14 protein-coding genes are annotated in these 18,451 nt (G+C 66.3%); 2 read left to right on the top strand and 12 right to left on the bottom strand.

The window, feature by feature from the left end:
- Positions 1 to 58: 58 nt before the first annotated feature.
- The 7 genes from ACERNI_RS16855 to ACERNI_RS16825 all read right to left on the bottom strand — a co-directional run bounded on the left by ACERNI_RS16855 (position 59) and on the right by ACERNI_RS16825 (position 9,247).
- Entirely contained in the window at positions 59 to 1,267 is a 1,209-nt protein-coding gene (locus ACERNI_RS16855; protein WP_448834404.1) for an MFS transporter, read from the bottom strand.
- 54 nt (positions 1,268 to 1,321) lie between these two features.
- Positions 1,322 to 1,771: a VOC family protein gene (locus tag ACERNI_RS16850; RefSeq protein WP_448834403.1), complete on the bottom strand. Its 450-nt coding sequence runs from the start codon at positions 1,769 to 1,771 to the stop codon at positions 1,322 to 1,324.
- A 188-nt stretch (positions 1,772 to 1,959) separates the two neighbouring features.
- The gene (locus ACERNI_RS16845) at positions 1,960 to 3,504 is read right to left on the bottom strand and encodes a sugar ABC transporter ATP-binding protein (RefSeq protein WP_448834402.1); all 1,545 of its coding nucleotides are present in this window, start codon (positions 3,502 to 3,504) and stop codon (positions 1,960 to 1,962) included.
- The gene (locus ACERNI_RS16840; protein ID WP_448834401.1) at positions 3,501 to 4,622 is read right to left on the bottom strand and encodes an SMP-30/gluconolactonase/LRE family protein; all 1,122 of its coding nucleotides are present in this window, start codon (positions 4,620 to 4,622) and stop codon (positions 3,501 to 3,503) included. Before ACERNI_RS16840 ends, ACERNI_RS16845 begins: the two co-directional genes overlap by 4 nt.
- Positions 4,623 to 4,624: 2 nt before the next feature.
- Positions 4,625 to 6,805, bottom strand: a complete 2,181-nt coding sequence (locus tag ACERNI_RS16835) for an ABC transporter permease (protein WP_448834400.1) — start codon at positions 6,803 to 6,805, stop codon at positions 4,625 to 4,627.
- 323 nt (positions 6,806 to 7,128) lie between these two features.
- Entirely contained in the window at positions 7,129 to 8,202 is a 1,074-nt protein-coding gene (locus ACERNI_RS16830; protein ID WP_448834399.1) for a sugar ABC transporter substrate-binding protein, read from the bottom strand.
- A gap of 34 nt (positions 8,203 to 8,236) precedes the next feature.
- Positions 8,237 to 9,247: an ABC transporter permease gene (locus ACERNI_RS16825; RefSeq protein WP_448834398.1), complete on the bottom strand. Its 1,011-nt coding sequence runs from the start codon at positions 9,245 to 9,247 to the stop codon at positions 8,237 to 8,239.
- Positions 9,248 to 9,922: 675 nt separating this feature from the next.
- On the opposite strand from ACERNI_RS16825, the gene ACERNI_RS16820 reads away from it, so the two are divergent.
- The gene (locus ACERNI_RS16820) at positions 9,923 to 10,831 is read left to right on the top strand and encodes a DMT family transporter (protein ID WP_448834397.1); all 909 of its coding nucleotides are present in this window, start codon (positions 9,923 to 9,925) and stop codon (positions 10,829 to 10,831) included.
- A 43-nt stretch (positions 10,832 to 10,874) separates the two neighbouring features.
- Here ACERNI_RS16820 and ACERNI_RS16815 read toward each other — a convergent pair whose 3' ends face one another.
- Positions 10,875 to 11,786 carry a LysR family transcriptional regulator gene (locus ACERNI_RS16815; RefSeq protein ID WP_448834396.1) on the bottom strand — a complete coding sequence of 304 codons (912 nt, stop codon included), beginning with the start codon at positions 11,784 to 11,786 and terminating at the stop codon, positions 10,875 to 10,877.
- 194 nt (positions 11,787 to 11,980) lie between these two features.
- Here ACERNI_RS16815 and ACERNI_RS16810 point away from each other — a divergent pair, with 194 nt between their 5' ends.
- On the top strand, positions 11,981 to 13,192 hold the full coding sequence (locus ACERNI_RS16810; RefSeq protein ID WP_448834395.1) for an MFS transporter: 1,212 nt from the start codon (positions 11,981 to 11,983) through the stop codon (positions 13,190 to 13,192).
- 69 nt (positions 13,193 to 13,261) lie between these two features.
- On the opposite strand, the gene ACERNI_RS16805 is transcribed toward ACERNI_RS16810, so the two are convergent.
- The 4 genes from ACERNI_RS16805 to ACERNI_RS16790 form a co-directional block, all read right to left on the bottom strand.
- Entirely contained in the window at positions 13,262 to 14,221 is a 960-nt protein-coding gene (locus ACERNI_RS16805; RefSeq protein WP_448834394.1) for an alpha/beta fold hydrolase, read from the bottom strand.
- Between the two features lie 179 nt (positions 14,222 to 14,400).
- Entirely contained in the window at positions 14,401 to 16,062 is a 1,662-nt protein-coding gene (locus tag ACERNI_RS16800) for a hypothetical protein (protein ID WP_448834393.1), read from the bottom strand.
- 166 nt (positions 16,063 to 16,228) lie between these two features.
- Complete coding sequence (gene clcA, locus ACERNI_RS16795; RefSeq protein WP_448834412.1) at positions 16,229 to 17,584, bottom strand: H(+)/Cl(-) exchange transporter ClcA; 1,356 nt, start codon at positions 17,582 to 17,584, stop codon at positions 16,229 to 16,231.
- A gap of 234 nt (positions 17,585 to 17,818) precedes the next feature.
- On the bottom strand, positions 17,819 to 18,310 hold the full coding sequence (locus tag ACERNI_RS16790; RefSeq protein WP_448834392.1) for a hypothetical protein: 492 nt from the start codon (positions 18,308 to 18,310) through the stop codon (positions 17,819 to 17,821).
- Positions 18,311 to 18,451 lie beyond the last annotated feature (141 nt).

Here is an 18,451-nt window from a genome sequence, read left to right as displayed (position 1 = left end):
GCAGAACCGACCACACGCGATTGTGGGGTCAGCCCGCGCCATGTTCCCCGGCGGTCCATCAGGCGGCGACCACCGCCGTCTGGCGCTGCGGAAATGGCCGGAACGTCGTCAGGATCATCATGGCGGCGAGACCCATGACCCAGGAACCGGCGTACATCGGCGCATAGCTGCCGAAATGATCGTAAATCAGGCCACCCAGCAGGGGCCCCGTCGACATGCCCAGGCTGCCGGCCATGGCGGTTCCGCCAATGATCGCGCCCATCATGCGCAGTGGAAAGTTTTCCCGGATGATCACCGCGTAAAGCGGCATTGTGCCGGCGTATATGAAGCCCACCATCACCGCGACGGCGTAGAAGGCGCCCAGATGATTGACGAAAGCATAAGCGAGAACCGCAAAGGCCTGGGCCAGCAGCCCAAGAACAAGAATGCGCTGGGCCCCGAACCGGTCGCCGGCCAGACCAAAGCCGATGCGCCCGAACATGCCGGCCACGCCCTCCACGCTATAGATCGAGACAGCCGCCATCATCGGCACGCCACAGGTCACCGCATAGCTGACCGTGTGAAAGATCGGCCCTGAGTGGGTCGCGCAGCAAAAGAAATTCGCCAGCATCAAGGTGATGAACTGCGGCGAGGCCATGGCCTGTCGCACCGTCATGCCTGGTTGCCCGTCGTCCGCGCCTGCCCCGGTCTCGGCGCCTTCAAGCGCTGGCGGACGGCGAACCAGCAGCGCTGCCGGGATCATCACGACGGCGGCGATGCCGGCGATGATCTGCATGGACATGCGCCAGTCAAAGGTCGTGACCAGCCACGCCGCCAGCGGCGACATGGTCATGGGCGCCATGCCCATGCCAGCGGAAACCAGCGACACCGCGAGGCCGCGCCCGGTGTCAAACCAGCCGGTGACGCAAGCCATCATCGGCGCGAACACCGCCGCGGTGGCGGCGCCCACCAGGACGCCGAACAGCAACTGGAATTCGAAGAGCGAGCTGGCGCGGCTGGCAAGGGCAAGGCTTGCGGCAAGAATGATCGAGCCGGCGAGGACCACGGGACGGGGGCCGAACCTGTCGGAAAGGCCGCCCCAGACCAGACTTGCCGCCGCCATGGCGAGGAAGCCGACCGTCATCGCCGCCGAAATGCCGGTGATTGACCACCCGGTGTCCTGGGCCATGGGCCGCAGGAAAACCGGCAACGAGAACATCGCGCCGACCGCGACGCAGCCCAGCAGGCCGCCTGCCGCGACAATGACCCAACGATAGGAATGCGTCATGGCGCGTCCTCCAGGCTGATGGCGCCCCTGGCGCGGCGCCGCGTGGAGCGGACTTCACCCCTGTTGCGTCGGCGTCCAGCCAGCCGGCGGAATGGTGTTGACCATCCACGGAATGCCGAAACGGTCGACCAGCGAGCCAAAGCCCGGCGACCAGAAGGTTTCGCCGAACGGCATCATTTGCGCGCCGCCGGCGGACAGCTCGTCGAACCAGCGCTTGCCTTCAGCCTTGTCTTCCGTATGCAGGGTGACATCAAAACCGTTCTTGGGCTTGTCGATATTGGACGCCCACGCAACGTCCATGTCCGCGCCCATCAGCGCCTGGTCGCCCACCTCCAGCCAGCAATGCATCAGCCATGACTTGTATTTTTCGTCGGTGATCGGCATGTCGGGCGGCCCGTCGCCATAGGGAAAGGCGGCCGTGATCTTGCCGCCGAGCACTTTCGCATAGAATTCAAACGCCTCGCGGCACTGGCCCTGGAAGCTGAGGCTGGTGACGATCTTCATTGGGTCCTCCCGGTGAACTGTTTGCGATATAGGTTGATATCAACTTATATGATCAAAACTGTCAACCCGGTTCCCCCAAAACTCCCCCTTCGCCGGCCTCATGGCCGGCCGCCTGGCCAGCGTCAGCCTGGCGACCCGGCAACGGGCGAAAGATGCGCTGCCAGGCCGGGGCCTGGGCCCGGCAGGCGCTAATGGATCGCGGCGTACATGATTTTCTGCTCGTCCGCTTCCGCCGCGTCGATCTCGGCGGCGATGCGCCCCATGCGGGTCACAAGGATGCGGTCCGACACCGAGAGAATTTCAGGCAGATAGGACGAGATCACCAGCACAGCCTTGCCTTCCTCCGCCTGCTTGCGGATGGCGGCGTGGATTTCGGGAATGGCGCCCACGTCGACGCCCCGCGTCGGTTCGTCGAAGATCACCACCTGCGGCTCCTGGGCCAGCGCCTTGGCGACGACCACCTTCTGCTGGTTGCCGCCGGACAGTTCGATGATCTTTGCGCGGCTGTCGAGCGCCGCGATGCGCAGGCGCTTTATGAGTTCGGAGGCGATGCGATTGCGGTCCCCGGCGTTGAGCGCGAAGGTCCAGCCCTGCTTCGTCGCCAGGCGGCCGATATAGATATTGTCGTCAATCGCCATGGTCTCGAAGAAGCCATCGACCTTGCGATCTTCGGTGATGTAGACGATGCCGTCGTCAATCGCCTGACGCGGCGTGCGATAGCGAATTGGCTTGCCGCGCAGATAAATCTTGCCGCCGTTGATGAGGTTGCGCTTCAGCGCACCGGCGACCACCCGGGCGATTTCCGTGCGCCCCGAGCCAATCAGCCCCGCCATGCCGACCACCTCGCCGGCGTAGAGGGTAAAGGACATGTTCTTCACCGCCGTGCCCATGGTGACGTTTTCGACGGTGAGAACCTTCTCACGCAATGCCCTGGCCGCGGCGGGCGGACGCTGCGGCCGCTCCTGGCTCACCTCGCGCCCTACCATGTGGCGCACGATGTCCGCCCGCGTCAGCTCCCGCGTCGGCGCCGTGATGACGTGGCGGCCGTCGCGCAACACGGTGATGCGGTCGGAGATTTTCAGCGCCTCTTCCAGCGCGTGCGAAATGTAGATGATGGCCACGCCGCGGGCGCGCAGATCCTCGACCAGATGGAAGAAATGCATGATCTCTTCCGGCGTCAGCGTCGCCGTTGGTTCGTCGAAGATGATAACCCGCGCCTGATGTTTCACCGCGCGGGCGATTTCCACCATCTGCCGGCGCGCTGCGCCAAGGGTCGCCACATAAGCGGTTGGCTCAACATGGAAATTCAGCGATTGCAGCAACTGTTGCGCCTGGATGTTAAGCGAACGGAAGCGCGTCAGCAGCGGCTCGTTGCCCAGCTCCAGGTTCTGCGCCACGGTCATTGTCGGCACCAGCGAGGTCTCCTGGTAGACCATGGAAACCCCGGCCTCGAGGGCGTCGCCGGGCCGGGAAAACTTCACCGGCTTGCCGTCGATGAGGATGTCGCCGGCCGACAGCTGGATAGCCCCGGCGATGGCCTTGCACAGGGTCGATTTGCCGGCGCCGTTTTCGCCAACCAGGGCGTGCACCTCGCCCGGGTACAGGTCGAAGCTCACGTCTTCGATGGCGTGGACGCCGCCGTAGACCTTGGAGCCATTGCGCACCTCAAGCACCGGAGCGCCCGTGCGCGCGTCTGCCGGCGCGGTTTTCTGATGATCGACGGGGCTGTTCATTGCCGCCTCCCCCCATTCTGATCCTGCCAGGCCAGCGCCTGACCGCGCGCTTTCGACACGATGAGAAGATCGTCGCCGCTTTTCACGACGCTGACGATGCCGTGGTTCTGGCCGCCGACGCGGCTTTGCAGGCTGCGGTCGAAGTCGCCATGGCCGTCGATGTGACCGATGAAGCCATAAGAGCGCGGCGGCGCCCACGGCTTGAGGATGCCAAGCTTGCGCATGCCGCCGCCCTGCAGCGGCTCCAGATAGCTGCGGCCGGAGGCGTATTGCGGCGCGATCCACAGTTCTGGCGGGATCGTCATCATCATCTCCTTGCGGAAGCCGTCCTCGGTCAGCACCAGCTCCACCAGATGGGTCCGCAGGGCGAACATCGCGAGCCAGAACCCGCCGTCCGCCGTCGCCGACAGCCGCGCCGGATAGCCGGGCAGATTGCCAATAACAGTTTCGCGGGCGCCCGGCCCCCCGGATGACCAGGGCGCGCGGCTGACCCGATGCGCCCAGCTTTCGGTGAACCACAGGCTGACGCCGTCATGCGCGAAGGCGACGCCGTGCGGCCAGGCCAGCCGGTCAAAGACGACGCGGGCATCGCCAAGCCTGGCATTGCAGACAACGATCCGGCCGCAGGCGTTCTTCTCCATCAGGTCCCACAGCCAGTCGGCCGCGGGATGGCGGGCGCTGCCATTGGCCAGGACAATCGCCCCATCCGGCGCCACCGCGACCGCCGTGAGGCAGTTCAGCGCCGCGCCGCCCGCCTCGGTGAGCCACGCCACGTCGCCATCGGCCCGCACCGCGGCAAGCCCCAGGCCCTCGACGCAGACCAGAACGCGATAGTCCGGATGCAGCGCCAGGGCGCCGCACGGCGCCTCGAAGCGGGCGATCACCGCGCGCGATCCGTCCCTGGCCAACAGCACGACCTCGTGGCCATTGGCGACATAAAGGCCGTCCGGACCGGCGACAATATCGCCGACCTCCGTCAGATCATCGCAAACCGGCGTGAAGGCGTCGAGTTCGCTGTTCGGGCCCAGCGGCCCGTCCATGGACGGGATGGCGTGCTGGTCCGCGTCGCGGAACAGGATCTGGCGCACATTGCGCAGCATGTGACTGTAAAAGGCCATGCTCAGTTCTCCCGCCGTCCGCCCTGGCCAGAAGGCTTGCCCCAATAGGAATCCTGGCCGGTCCAGTCCGGGTCCGCGCCCTCAAGGCGCACGCGGCCGATGCGGTTGTTCTCCAGCCCGCCGATATACAGCCAGCCGCGATGCTCGCGCATTGAGGTGACGGCCGGGTGCAGGGCGCCGCTGGGGTCCCACAGGCTTTCAACCGGCTTGCCATTGGCGTCGAGCTTGACGACGCAGCCGTTGTTGAGGCCGGGATACAGCCATTCGTCGCGCGGAATTTCCTTCACCATGCGCAGGCGGAAATCCGGGTTGCGCATGGCGAGGTCGTAGGCGGGCGAGCGGATGCCGGCCAGCGCCAGCCAGTAGCCGCCGTCCGAGGCGCGGTTGATATTGTCGGCGTAGCCTGGAAGGTTGTCGGTGAAGGTTTCGACCTGGCCTTTTTTGGGCCCCGCGATCCAGTAGCGGAACACCTTGCACAGCCAGGTGGAGCAATACAGCACCGACTGGCCGTCATGGGCGACGCAGACGCCGTTGGGGAAGCGCTGGTTCTTGATGATGGTGCGGGTCTGGCCAGTGGCGGGATCAAAGCAGATCATGCGGCCGTTGCCGCGCCCCTCGATGCCGTCCATGTCCCAGGAGTGCATCTCGTAGCGGATGGTGGCTTCGGAAAAATAGATCTTGCCGTCCGGGGCGATGTCCAGGTCGTCGGCGAGGCGCAGGCGCGAGTCGTCGTTGAGCTTGCCCCAGGTGCGGTTGGTCTCGTCGGTGACCTTGAAAACCTCGCCGTCCGGCCTGACGCCATAAACGCCCATGCCGCCGGAGCAGACGATCAGGTTTTCATCCCTGTCAAAGGCCATGCCCAGCGGTCGCCCGCCGATGCGCGCGAAGATTTCGCGGTGCTCGAAGTTCGGCCCCGAGAAACGCAGGATCCAGCCTTCGCGGGTGCCGGTATACAGCCGGTCCTGCCGGTCGAGAATGACGTCTTCCGGGCCCTCAACCTGGCCAAGCCCGATCGGCTCGGCGTGGGACAGACGGTCATTCTCGGCAAAGGGAGAATCCGATCCGCGCGCGATCGACGGCGTCGGCGGCAGTTTCAGCCAGGTGGGGTTGACGTAGATTTTCTGGATCGCCTTGCCGCGGTTCTTGGCCCATTTGACGTCAACGCCGACGGCGACCAGCAGCACCAGGCCCAGCGCCGACAGGGTCAGATAGCCTTCAAGGCCAAGGCGGACGAAGCCGTTGATCAGCAGGAAGACAATGATGGCCCCGAGGCAGGCGCGGAACACGGTGCCGCGTCCGCCGGCCAGCGAGATGCCGCCCAGCACCACCGCCGTCAGCGCCTGCAACTCCCAGCCCTGCCCGGTATCGGAGCCGGCGCTGTTCTGGCGCGCCGCGTAGAACAGGCCGGCCAGGGCGCACAGCACGCCGGAGAGCACATAGGCGCCGAACAGCACCCGCTCGACGCGGATGCCCGCATGGCGCGCCGCCTTGCGGCTGGAGCCCACGGCGGTGATATGCCAGCCCCAGCGCGAGCGGCTGAGATAGACGTGGCCGATGATGATGACGAGCAGCAGCGCGGCGGCGTTGGTCGGAACGCCGAGGATCCGGCCAGCGCCCAGGAAGTCCCACAACGGGCTTTCCACGTCGGAGGTGGCGAAATCCGTGGCGTAGCGGCCACTGATCATATCAAACACGGCGCGCAGGATAATCAGCGTGACGAGGGTGGTGAGGAACGGACGCGCCTTCAGATAGCCGACCAGCCAGCCGTTGATGGCGCCGAGCCCGGCGCCGAGCAGCAGCGTGCACACGGCGGCGACGGGCACCGGCCAGCCAAAGATCTTGAACATGATCAGGGCGGCGAGATTGGTCACGGCGAAAATGGCGCCGACGCTGAGGTCGATGCCGCCGGAGATCATCACAAAGCCCATGGCGATCGACACAAGGCCGATTTCCGCGAACAGGTTCAGCATCTGCTGGAGGTTGTCGACGGAGAGGTACCCTGGCACCGTGGCGGCGAAATAGCCCAGCAGCGCCAGCATGAGCGTGAACGGGACAATGGGCTCCATCCAGTTCTTCGCCAGCAACTCTGACAGGAACAGCTTGGCGGAAAAGCGGTAACGCAATGCCTTCAGCGTATCGCTGGATGATGAACTGGGCGGAGTGGGCGACGTCACGACCGACATGAGGGGTTCCCTGAGAAAGCCTGCGGTCAGGTCCGGCAACCGGGCCGGCACTGACAGCATCCTTCTGGTGTGGCGCATGGCGTTGCGCGGAGCGGCGGCTTCGCGGCGAGATGCGTCGGATCCGGAAGAACAGGGCGTCGCCCGCCTGCGCGTCGGCTGGAAACGCCCTGCGACATCCGGGCGGCGGCGCGGGCCTCACCCGGAGCTGGTGGTTGCTGGAGCATGATGTGAACAAGTGGATCCACTTATTCGCGAGAAATCATGCGAAATCAAAGGATTGGAGCGGTGGAGCGATGCGGCCCAAACGCCGTCCGCTCCAGCCGTTACTTGCGCGCGCTGTAACAGGCGTCGCCCTTGCCGGTTTCCTTGTCGAGCATCACCAGCTGGCTGAAGTTGGCGATGTGCTTGGTTCCTGGCTTGTCGGCGTTCTGCAGCAGGAAACTGATGGTCTGGATGATGTCGTGCCCCTGCAGGCGCGCCTGGTAGTTCATGTATTTGTGCAGAAGGCCCTGTTGCAGCATGTCGCAATCTGCCGGGCCGCCCTCGCCGGAGGCGTAGCTCTTGACCTGGTCAAGCTTGCCGGCGGTCTTCAGGGCCTGCGAGGCGCCGCGCTGCATCACGCCCCAGAAACCGACGCTGGCGCACAGGTCCGGGTGCTGCTGGATGACCGACGAGGTGATGTCGAGCGCCTTGGTCGCGTCCCAATTGGCGGCTTGGTTCGAAACGACCTTGATCGCGTCGTCCTTGTTCAGCGCCTCCATCAGGCCGGCGAGCTGGTCGAGGCTGGCGGTGGCGGTGAGTTCGCCCTGGATGATCTGCACCTTGCCCGACGTGCCCGAACCCTTGCCGCAGGCCTTCACCACGTCCTCGCCCAGCAACTGCCCGACGCGGATGAAGTCCGCGCCAACATAGGCGTCGCCGTCGTAGTTGGAGGCCATGTTGACCTGAACCACATAGATGCCGGCCTCATTGGCGCGCTTGAGTTCGCGGGCCAGCAACTGGACGTTGGGGTTCTGCACCACCAGCACGTCGACTTTCTCGCCGATCAGCGCGGAAACCGCCTGCAACTGGGCGGTGGCGTTCCAGCCGGGATCGCGCACCACCAGCTTCATGCCGAGTTTCTCGGCCTCCTGCTTCATGGTGGCGGTCCATTCGTCCGAAAGCGGAATGCCGAGGGTCACCGGCACCCAGCCGATGGTTTTGCCCTTGAGGGCTTTTTCGGCCCTGGCCTGCAACTCCAGCGCATTCTTCGAAGGTTTCGGCGCGTCGGCGGCCACAGCCGGGGCTGTCAATGCCGCAAGGGCGAAGCAACCGCCCAGGACAGAGCCGGCGACGGCGCGCCGGAAGGAGCCGGACGCACGGGCGACGCCGCTGGAAAACGCTCTGGATACGCGCATGGAAGTCTCCCCCTGTTTGTTGTCTGTGGTGGCTTCAGTCGCCCTGGCGGGCTGTTTCCTCGTCCCGCGGGTGCAGGCGGTTATCCAGAATGATGGCGCCCAGCAGCACCAGGCCGCGCACGACGTCCTGCATCTGGTTGTTGACGTTCATGATGGTCAGGCCGTTGAGCAGCACGCCGATCAGCAGCGCCCCGGCCAGAACGCTGAACACGCTGCCGCGCCCGCCGACGAGACTGACGCCGCCGAGCACCACGACCAGCACCACGTCGAAGATCATGGTGCCGGTGATGATTTGCAGGTTCATGCTGGCGGTGGCCGAAGCGGACACCAGACCCGCCAGCAGACTCAGGCCAGCGGCCAGCATGTAGGAAATAATGATGTCGCGACGCACGTCGACGCCGGTCAGCCGGGCGGCCTCCGGGTTGTCGCCGCGCGCATAGGTGAAGCGCCCGGGCGTGGTGCGCGACAGGAACAGGTGCATCGCCACCGCCGTCACGGCGAACACGATGATCGGCATGGGCACGCCAAACAGCTTGCCCTGGCCGAGGAAAAGAAACGCGTGGGCGTCAGCCGGCGGATAAACCAGCACGGTCTTGAAGGCGAAACGCGCCACGCCAAACACCAGCAGCGACATGGCCAGCGTGGTGAACAGCGCCGGCACCTCGATGAAGGCGATGACCCAGCCATTGGCCAGGCCAATCGCCAGCGCCACGGCCAGCCCGGCCAGAACCGCCACCGGAAAGGCGTAGCCTGCGCCCAGCAGGGCCATCACCGACGCCGCGCCGGCCGCCATGCTGGCGATCAGCGACAGATCGAGCCCCCGGCCGATAACCACCAGCGCCATGGCGAGGCTGAGAACGCCGAGCACGGAAACGCTGCGCGCCAGGGTGAGCATATTGTTGATGGTGGCGAAGCCAGGCAGCGTGACCGCGAAAACCAGAGCCAGCAGCGCCGCAATGGCGAAGATCGCCAGCTCCTGTGATTGCAACTTCCGTCGGCTTCCCGCCGACCGGCGCCGGCCAATCGCGATCTCTGCCTGGGTCATGCCCGCTCCACTGTCTGTTTCCACCCGCGCCGGGCTGTTGACCGCCCTGACGAACCGGCGATGTGAACGCATCGCACCAGGTAAATGCTGGCCCTGAAGCCTTCCCCGGTCAGCCTGGACAAATCGATCCGCAGGCCAATGGGCAGATAGACCGGGGGCGCCAGCCGCTGTCTGATCCACATCAGATTACGTCATGGGGTCGGCGTAAAGAGAAATAACAAATTTTGTATACCGCCATAAGCAACCTTTATGGACGCTTCGCGCCAGGAAAGCGTATTATCAAATTATTTCAAGAATATAAGGTAGTCTTCCGTTGACGAAACCCGCCGACGTCATCCTGTCCGCATACGGTTCGTTGGCCCCCCCCAGTTCGGGCTCAACGCGCATGCGCGATGACCCTGACGCTCCATTCCGGCAGTTGAGCGCGCGCCTCGCGGCAGCAGGGACCCCAGATGCCACATGCGATCACTTGCCCATGCGATCACTTGCCCATGTGATCGCTTGCCCATGCGATCGCGCCCATGCAGCAGCGACATGCCAGGGAGCGCATTGATCTCGGCGCGGCCTGCTTCTAGCCTGCGAGACCTGTTCCGCCACGCCGGATGACTGGATGTCGCCGGGCAAACCGGCGACGCGCTTCCAGTTCAGGACCCCATTTCCAGGTTCAGGCCCCCCATGACCGCAGGACCAGACATTGCCGCCATGGACGCAGCCCGGCGGGCGCGGCTGACCGGCCTTGTCTGTCTCGGCGTCACGGCGATCGGCTGGGGGCTCAACTGGCCGCTGATGAAAATCCTGCTGCGCGACTGGCCGCCCCTGTTCGCCAGGGGGGGCGCGGGCGTCGCCGCCGCCGGCATTCTCGCCGCCATCGCCATCAGCCGACGGCAATCGCTCGTCATACCGCGCGCCGCGATCCCACAACTGCTGTTCGCCTCATTCACCAATGTTTTCGCGTGGATGGGGCTGACCACGGTGGCGATGAAATTCATCTCCGTCGGCGAAGGCGCGCTGATCGTCTACACCATGCCCATCTGGACCCTGCTGCTGGCCTGGCCGCTGCGCGGCTCCCGCCCCACCCTGCGCGACGTCGCCGCCGTGTTGCTGGGCCTGGCCGGCGTTTCGCTGCTGCTGGGCGGCGGCGGTTTTTCTTTCAGCGGGGAGCGGATGCTGGGCATCGCCCTGTCGCTGGCGGCGGCGGTGCTGTTCGCGCTGGGCAACATCCTGAACCGGACGCCGCTGCCGCTGCCGCCTTTTACGGCGGTGGCGTGGCAGGTTGGCATTGGCTGCTTCGCCATGCTGGCGCTGGGCGTGGCGTTTGAGGCGCCGTCGTATCAGGCCCTGACCATGACCGGTTTCGCCTGCCTCGTTTACATGACGCTGGTCCCCATGGCGCTTTGCTATCTGACCTGGTTCGCCACGCTGCGCCGCCTGCCGCCGGCTGGCGCAGCCGCCGGCATGCTGCTGGTGCCGGCGATCGCCACGGTCGCCGCCGCAGTCGTGCTCGGGGAGCCGCTGGGCCTGCGCGAAGCCGTCGCCATCGCCATGACGCTTGGCGGCGTCGGCCTGGCGCTCGGGCGCGCCTGAGCCTGCCGGGGCGCTGCCGGTTGAGGACGGCGCCCCGCGCCCCTTAAACGCCTGTTTCCTCAAGCGCCTGCTGGAGGCGGGGCGCGACATAATCGAGAAAAACGCGCACGCGCTGGGGCATGCGCCGCCCGCCCAGGAACACCGCGTGGATCAGTTCCTCGTCCGGCGCCATCACGTCTGCCAACACTTCGACGAGGCGTCCGGCAGCAAGATCAGCCCGCACGTGGTAGTCGCCCATCCGGGCGAGGCCTACGCCGGCCAGCGCCATGCGCCGCACGGTTTCGCCATTGTTCGCGAGCAGCGAGCCCCGCACGGCGCGATCCACGATCCGGCCGCTCTCGCTGATTGGCCACACCGGCGCAGCCCGGCGAAAATTGAAGCCGATGCAATTGTGCCGCGCCAGATCTTCGATCGTCCTCGGCGCGCCGTAACGGTCAAGGTAGGCGGGCGCGGCGACGATCTTGCGATGAGCCACGCCGATGCGGCGCGCCATCATGCCTGAATCCGGCAGCGGCCCGGTGCGGAAGGCGATGTCAGTGCGATCAAGGTAGAGATCGACAATCTCGTCGGATAACGACAGGTCGATCACGATATTGGGGTAGGCGCGCCAGAAATCCGGCAGCAGAGGCTCCAGACAGAGCGCGCCGAGCGCGACCGAGGCGTTCACCCGGACCGCGCCGCCCGTCGCCGCCGCGCCTTGCGAGAGTTCACGCTCCACTTCGTCCAGTTCATGAAGCAGGGCCTGGCTGCGCTCGTAATAGATCAGGCCCTCCGCTGTCAGCGCCAGGCGACGGGTCGAGCGCTCAACCAGCCGCGCGCCAAGCCGCGCCTCGATGCGCGAAACCAGCTTGCTGACGGTCGACGGCGTCATGCGCAGCAGGCGCGCCGCCTCCGAGAAACTGCCCGTCTCGACCACCCGCAGAAAGACCTGCATCTCCCCCGCGCGATTGTCCATGCGCCACCTGTCCTGGATTTTGTTTCACAAATGATGTGGAGACCAGGCGGATTATCAAGGGGGCGGCGGCGGGATATCTCGCCGATCATGACAATCGACGCTGCTTCGCCCCCTGAGGCAGCCAGTGTCAGAGCAGCCCGGATCGCCAGCCCGCCGGGCCCTCCCCGGCATGGGGCGCCTGAGGACCACTAGCCATGAACGCCACATCCCTGACGGCTGCGCCAGCCGAAACCGCCTCCCACGCCCGCTGGGCGCTGCCCGCGCTGGCCATGGGAGCATTCGGCATCGGCACAACCGAATTTTCACCAATGGGCCTGCTGCCAGTCATCGCAAAAGGGGTCGATGTGTCGATCCCCACCGCCGGCCTGCTGATCAGCGCCTACGCCATTGGCGTCATGGTTGGCGCGCCGGTGATGACGCTGGCGTTCAGCCGTTTTGGCAAGCGCACGGCGCTGATGCTGCTGATGGGCATTTTCACCATCGGCAATCTGATGTCAGCCATGGCGCCGGGCTATTACACGCTGCTCGCCGCACGGCTGGTCACCAGCCTCAATCACGGCGCGTTCTTTGGCCTCGGCGCCGTGGTCGCCGCCAGCGTCGCGCCAAAGGACAGGCAGGCAAGCGCCGTGGCCGCCATGTTCATGGGCCTGACCATCGCCAACATTGGCGGCGTTCCCGCCGCGACCTGGATTGGCCAGCAGATTGGCTGGCGCCTGGCTTTCGCCGGCACGGCGCTGATCGGCCTCGTTGCGATCGCGGCCCTGTGGTTCGCATTGCCAAAGGGAGAGCCCGGCGCGATGCCGGACGTGAAGCGCGAACTCTCCGTGCTGGCGCGGCCCGCGGTGCTGCTGGCGATGGCGACCACCGTCATGGGGGCTGGCGCCATGTTCACGCTCTACACCTATGTGGCTCCGGTTCTTGCGGAAATGACCGGCGCATCCGGCGGCTTCGTCACGCTCGGCCTTGTGCTGATCGGCGTCGGCTTCACCATCGGCAACTGGCTGGGCGGCAAGCTGGCTGACTGGTCGCCCGACGGCTCCACGATGATTTTTCTGGGCGCCCTGGCGACAATCATGTTCATTCTGCCGCTGGCGCTGACCAGCCACGTGGGCGCGGCGATCGGCCTGACTGTCTGGGGCGCGGCGGCGTTCGCCATCGTGCCGCCAGTGCAGATGCGGGTGATGGAGGCGGCTTCCGAAGCGCCAGGACTTGCCTCCTCGATCAATGTCGGCGCATTCAACCTCGGCAACGCCCTTGGCGCCGCCCTCGGCGCAGCGGTCATCAGTCTCGGCCTCGGCTATGCCGCCGTCATCATCGCCGGCGGCCTGCTGGCGGCCTCCGGTCTCCTGCTGGCCTTCAGCGGCAGCCGGTCCCAGGCGCCGCAACTGGCGGCCTGCGATCCGTGACGCGCGGCGCGGCGACGGGTCCGCGCAGCAAGAGTGGGCCCCATCTGGGGCCCGCTGTCATTTCCCCGGTCAACGCTGATCGGGCAGGCTCTTCAGCCAGCCGACGAGCGCGGCGGTCACCTCTTCAGGACGCTCCTGCTGGGTCCAGTGACCACAGCCTTCCAGGATCACCGCGTCGGCGAGGTTGGGAACGCTCGCGCGCATGGCGGCGATCATGTCCAGGCCCGGGACCATGGAGAGCACGACGTCGCGCGCGCCGCCGATATAAAGCGCCGGCTGCTGGATCCGCCGGCCGCGCCACGGCGTCATGAACGCAACGTCGCGATGCTGGTTGCGGTAGCGGTTCAGCGGTCCGCGCAGGCCGCTCTGGCGGAACTCACTGACCAGATAAGCAATGTCGTCGCCGGTCATCCAGCCAGGGAAGGGCTGCGGATCGGGCAGGCCATCAAGCAGGCGGGCGCTGGCCGGACGGTTGTCGCCCAGCCCATCCGGCGCCTCGCCGGCGAGCCAGAAATAGAACCGCCGGACAAAGGCGTTGAGATCCGCCTCAGCCTCTGCCTCGGCCACGCCCGGCTCCTGAAAATAATCCTGATAGAAGAACTTGCCGCGATCCGCGTAAACCGGCTTCACCGCATCAATCAGCGCCCGCTCGGCCACGCCCATGAACGGCACGGAGAGGCCCGCCACCGCGCGGATCCTGTTCTCATGCAGCAGCGCCGTATTCCACACCAGATAGGCGCCCCAGTCATGCCCGATCAGCACCCCAGGCGCGCCGCCGCCTTCCGCAGCCACGACGCCGGCGATGTCCGAGGTCATGGCTTCCAGATCATAGGCCTCGACAGGATGGGGCCTGTCGCTGCCGCCATAGCCGCGACAGTCGATGGCGCAAACCTTGAACCCGGCTTCGGCGATGGGGCCGATCTGATGTCGCCACGCCGCCCAGCTTTCGGGAAAGCCGTGTACGAGCACCACCAGCGGCCCTTCCCCCGCGACTGCCGCGCGCAGGCGGATGCCGTTGGCATCAATCATCCGGAATTGCGGGCCCTTTGAGCTGCTGACCATTACTTCCCCCAGGCCGGCGCACCGCGCCAGCGTTCGCGTTTTGCCGTACAGGAGCACAACCGGCCCGATCCATGCCAGCGCCAAACGCCAGCGCACCGCTTTATTGAGCGCTGGCGGGCTGGCCGCCGCATTCCCGCAACCGGAAGTCAGCCGTGTGGCGGCCGGGGAGGGCTACGCCGCCAGATGCGCAGGAACGCGCGCGCCTTGTAGGAGAACGTGTGCCGTTCGTCGGAAATGGCGTCGAGAAACTCGGCGAGGCGGTGCGATTTTTTGGCCGTGTACAAAATCAGCGCCGACACGGGAATGATTACCGCCAGCACGTGGGCGATCTTCTCCAGCGCCCCCCGGCCGGAAACGCTGACCAGACCAGCGCCGATAAAGCCAACGGTCAGCGAGCCGATGAGGCCAAAGAACGTCACCACGGTCAGGCGCACCACCGTGTTGGCCTGGCGGCGGAAGGAATCGCTGTCGAGATAGTCGATCATGTCCAGCACCTCCTGCCGCACTTCAGCGAACAGCCCGTTCAGCTCCAGATGCCGGCTCCACATGGCGAACAGGTCGTGCGCCGGGGCCTGGTTCGACACCTCCTGGAACCAGTAACGATGGCCGAAGCGAAGGAAATTCTCATGCGTCAGCCGCACCCCGCGCTTGAAGCGCTTCACGGTTTCCGGCGCATAATCCGTCAGGCCGCTGATCGCCGTCACCAGCCGGTCGCGGAAGATCAGCAAGGCCGCGCGATGGACGTGCGCGATCAGGCCCAGCAGAAAATACTGCCGCCGGAACTGGCAGGTGATGCCAGTCACCGGGTCGGCGAAGCGCGGATCAGCCGCGTCGCCCACCATGATGAAGGCCTGGCCCGAACACAAAATCCGGGTGGTGATCTGGTTGTGCCCGCCCGCCGGCTCCCAGAACCGGTCGTAGCAATAGCGCGCCTCGAAATCGGCCAGGAAGCCCGGCGCGAAGGGCGCGACGCCCCTGGGGCCGGAGGGGGCGACCAGGGCCAGCCGCATCCAGTCTTCCCGGCTGATCGCCAGCGGATCATCCACCGCCAGGCACGCGAATGTCGGCAGGCGCTGATGCTCGAGCGGGCGGAAGCGGATCAGTTGCTGATCGTTCCCTGGCTGCTCATGCTCCGGGGCCAGCGGATGCATCAGGTACTGCCAGTGCGACGCAATGCGGGGCGTGCGGTGCGCCCGGACAAAATCAAGATAGCGCGCTTTCTGCGCGTAGTCGGACGCGGCCAGCGCGGCGCCATCCGCGTCCAGCAGGCTGATGCTGGCGCAACAATTGGTTCCGGAGCCATCTGCCTCCCAGGTGGTGGGGTACGCCCGGCCGAGCCGGAACAGCGCTTCCTGCGCCTGGTCAAGGGTCAGATCGCGGCAGAGCAGCTCTATGGTGATAATGGCAAGATCAATGTCGTAGAAAAAATACAGCGCGGCGCGAATAACCGTAAAGTCGACCGGCGGGCTCTCCGGCTTAAACTGCGCCCGCAAGGTCGCCACGTCGCGACGACGGAAGATGCGCACCGGCGAGGCGCCCCAGGAGGCGCCGGCGCGCGGCTGGTCGCCCTCACCGTAAAGAAAGCGCTGCACCGCCGGCATGAAAGCGGCGAACTCGGCGTAGTGGCGCTCCTCGAACCCGCTCCCCTCACCGGCGAATGTATCCGGGGCTTCCTCCCACCGGCTCGCCAGCCGCGCCAGCCGCTCGCCATGCCGCAGACTGGCGTCGGCCCCGGACAGCGGCGACAGTTGCACCGGCCACAGCAATATTTGCCGGAACTCCCGCACCATCGGCCGCTGCTGGTCCATCAAACGCCCCGCCCCTCCTGGAATCCGGCTCAAGCGCGCCGCCGCATCATGTCTGGCGCCGCGGCACGGCAGCCCCGGACGATGTTTCAGCACGCCAGATGCGCCATGATCGGCGCCGGGCGCGGACCATTGTCAACCGGAATTGGGTCCGTCGCGACGCCGGCGTTCAATCGCGCCCTGGGGACGGGTCTGCGGCTGGTCGGCCGCCGGGCGCGGATGCGAGCCCCACCGCTGCGCCCTCCGGCGGGAGCGTTTTGCCCTCAAGCCGCAGCGTCCGCTCCAGCAATTGCTCATATAGCGGACGCCCGCCGAGCCACTGCGCCGTCAAATTGGCGGTGAGACAGGCGCACAGCATGGCCAGGGTCAGGCCGTAGGAGCCGGTCAACTCCAGCGCCAGCACCACGCCAACCAGCGGCGCGCGGATTGAGGCCGTGAACAGGGCGGCCATCGCCGCCATGCCGAAAGCCAGCGGCGAGGCCCCATCGCCGGGAGCGCCAATAAACCCGGCCTGGGTAACGGCCAGCTCGACCAGAACGCCAAACGCCATGCCGGCGCAGACGGCCAGCGCCAGGATGGGCGCGAAAACCCCGCCCGGCGTTCCGGCCGAATAACTGCCCACCATGGTGATGAACCGCATGACGACGAACGTCAGCAGCATCGGCAGCGCCGGGGTCTGGGCAGCCCATTTCATGATGACGGTTTCGCCGCCGGTGACGGTTTGCGGCGCCAGCGTCAGCAGGGCGCCAACGCCAAGCCCGACCAGCGCCGGCCACAGATAAGGGACGCGCCGGTTGCAGGCGGCGGCCAGATCCAGCGTCGCGAGCAGGGCGGCGTTCAGCGCCACGCCCAGCACGCCCAGCACGACGCCAAGCAACGCGAAGGCCGGCAGGCTGGCCAATGGCGCCTGCTGGCCGATCACCGGCAGATCAACGCGGGTTCCAGCGATGGCCTGGGTCACGATCGTCGACGTGATGGCCGCGGCGATCACGCCCATGTAGGTGCGGAATGAATAGGGAAACTGTTTGCGGGTTTCCTCAAGCACGAACAGCGCCCCGGCCAGCGGCGCGTTGAAGGCGCAGGCCAGGCCAGCCCCTGCTCCGGCGGCCAGCAGGCCGCGCCGTTCGATCTCCGTGCAGCGCGTCGCTTCGGCCGCGGCGGCGGAAACCGAGGCGCCGATATGGATGGTAGGGCCCTCGCGCCCCAGCACAAGGCCAGAGGAAATCGCCGCGACGCCAGCGGCGAATTTCACCGGCAACACCCGCTGCCAGCGCACTTCGCGGATGCCCTGAACCGCGCCCTCCAGTTCCTGGACGCCGCTGCCGCCGGCTTCCGGCGCAAACCGGCGCACAAGAAATACGCTGAGCACCGTCGCCAGCATGGTCACGCCCATGGTGCACCAGATGCGCTGGTCAGGCGCAACCCGGGTCGCCAGCCATTGCGGCCAGGCGGACAGATGGTCGATGGCGAGATGGAAGCCGGAGCCGATCAGCCCAATGACAGCGCCGACAAACGCGGCGAGCATCACAAAGCGAAACTGGTACACCCCGGCGCCCCGTACTGCAGCCGCGTCATTCAGTGAAGGCGCATCAGCCTGTTGCGACATCGCTGTCCCGACCATGAAGCCTGACGTCCCCCTGAAACGACATCGTGGGCAGCCCTCCCGGCCGCGCATCTCATGACCTGATCCGCGAGGAGAGATGCCTTACGGAGCCCTGGAGCACGCGCTCCAGGGCCCTGATTGACGAGAACCCTGGACTTATTTGGCGCCGAGTGCGCGCTCCACGGCGCCCGCCGCCCATTCCTCAGGCGAGATTTTGGCCGCGCGCGCCTTTTCCGTGACGGCGTCGATCACCGACGACGGCAGCGGCACATTCAGGATGATTTCCTCGGCGCTCTCCAGTCCGTAGACCAGCGGCACGACAACCGTGGCGAAACGCTGGACGCGAGTCGCCTTCTGCTGGTTGTTGAGCGCCGTGTTGGCGGCGACCACCGGGCAGTAAGCGCTGATCAGGTTGTCGATCACCAGGGTTCGGTTGGCCCCGGCCTTGCGCAGCGTGTCGACGGCGGCGTTGAGGGCGGCCGGCTCGTTCAGCGGGTCCAGCTTGCCAAAGTTCAGGCGCAGATCCTTGACCGCCGCCGGCTCCTCGCCCGCCTTGATCGCAGGGCATTCAAACGGCTTGTCGGCGGCGATGGCCGGGGCGGCGAGCATGACGGCAAGCGCGGCGGCGATGGAAAACACCTTCTTCAAGATAGCGACTCCTTGTGTCCCCATGCCGTGAGCTCACGGCCGGGGTGGCTGACAATTCTGGCTCCGCGAACGCGGCGGTTCAAGGATGCGGCGGCGGGGCGCTGGCGGCGGCGAGGATGCGGCTCACATCGCCCGCCTGAT

The organism is Camelimonas sp. ID_303_24, from assembly GCF_053543495.1.
This window is presented reverse-complemented; position numbering and strand designations above follow the sequence as displayed.

Excerpts from the sequence above, each read along its gene's own strand:
- ACERNI_RS16820 (WP_448834397.1), top strand. The coding sequence starts at position 9,923 with ATGACCGCAGGACCAGACATTGCCGCCATGGACGCAGCCCGGCGGGCG.
- ACERNI_RS16850 (WP_448834403.1), bottom strand. The coding sequence starts at position 1,771 with ATGAAGATCGTCACCAGCCTCAGCTTCCAGGGCCAGTGCCGCGAGGCG.
- ACERNI_RS16830 (WP_448834399.1), bottom strand. The coding sequence starts at position 8,202 with ATGCGCGTATCCAGAGCGTTTTCCAGCGGCGTCGCCCGTGCGTCCGGC.
- ACERNI_RS16855 (WP_448834404.1), bottom strand. The coding sequence starts at position 1,267 with ATGACGCATTCCTATCGTTGGGTCATTGTCGCGGCAGGCGGCCTGCTG.
- ACERNI_RS16805 (WP_448834394.1), bottom strand. The coding sequence starts at position 14,221 with ATGATTGATGCCAACGGCATCCGCCTGCGCGCGGCAGTCGCGGGGGAA.
- ACERNI_RS16800 (WP_448834393.1), bottom strand. The coding sequence starts at position 16,062 with ATGGACCAGCAGCGGCCGATGGTGCGGGAGTTCCGGCAAATATTGCTG.
- ACERNI_RS16840 (WP_448834401.1), bottom strand. The coding sequence starts at position 4,622 with ATGGCCTTTTACAGTCACATGCTGCGCAATGTGCGCCAGATCCTGTTC.
- ACERNI_RS16815 (WP_448834396.1), bottom strand. The coding sequence starts at position 11,786 with ATGGACAATCGCGCGGGGGAGATGCAGGTCTTTCTGCGGGTGGTCGAG.
- ACERNI_RS16825 (WP_448834398.1), bottom strand. The coding sequence starts at position 9,247 with ATGACCCAGGCAGAGATCGCGATTGGCCGGCGCCGGTCGGCGGGAAGC.
- ACERNI_RS16845 (WP_448834402.1), bottom strand. The coding sequence starts at position 3,504 with ATGAACAGCCCCGTCGATCATCAGAAAACCGCGCCGGCAGACGCGCGC.
- clcA (WP_448834412.1), bottom strand. The coding sequence starts at position 17,584 with ATGCTCGCCGCGTTTGTCGGCGCTGTCATTGGGCTGATCGGCTCCGGC.
- ACERNI_RS16835 (WP_448834400.1), bottom strand. The coding sequence starts at position 6,805 with ATGTCGGTCGTGACGTCGCCCACTCCGCCCAGTTCATCATCCAGCGAT.
- ACERNI_RS16810 (WP_448834395.1), top strand. The coding sequence starts at position 11,981 with ATGAACGCCACATCCCTGACGGCTGCGCCAGCCGAAACCGCCTCCCAC.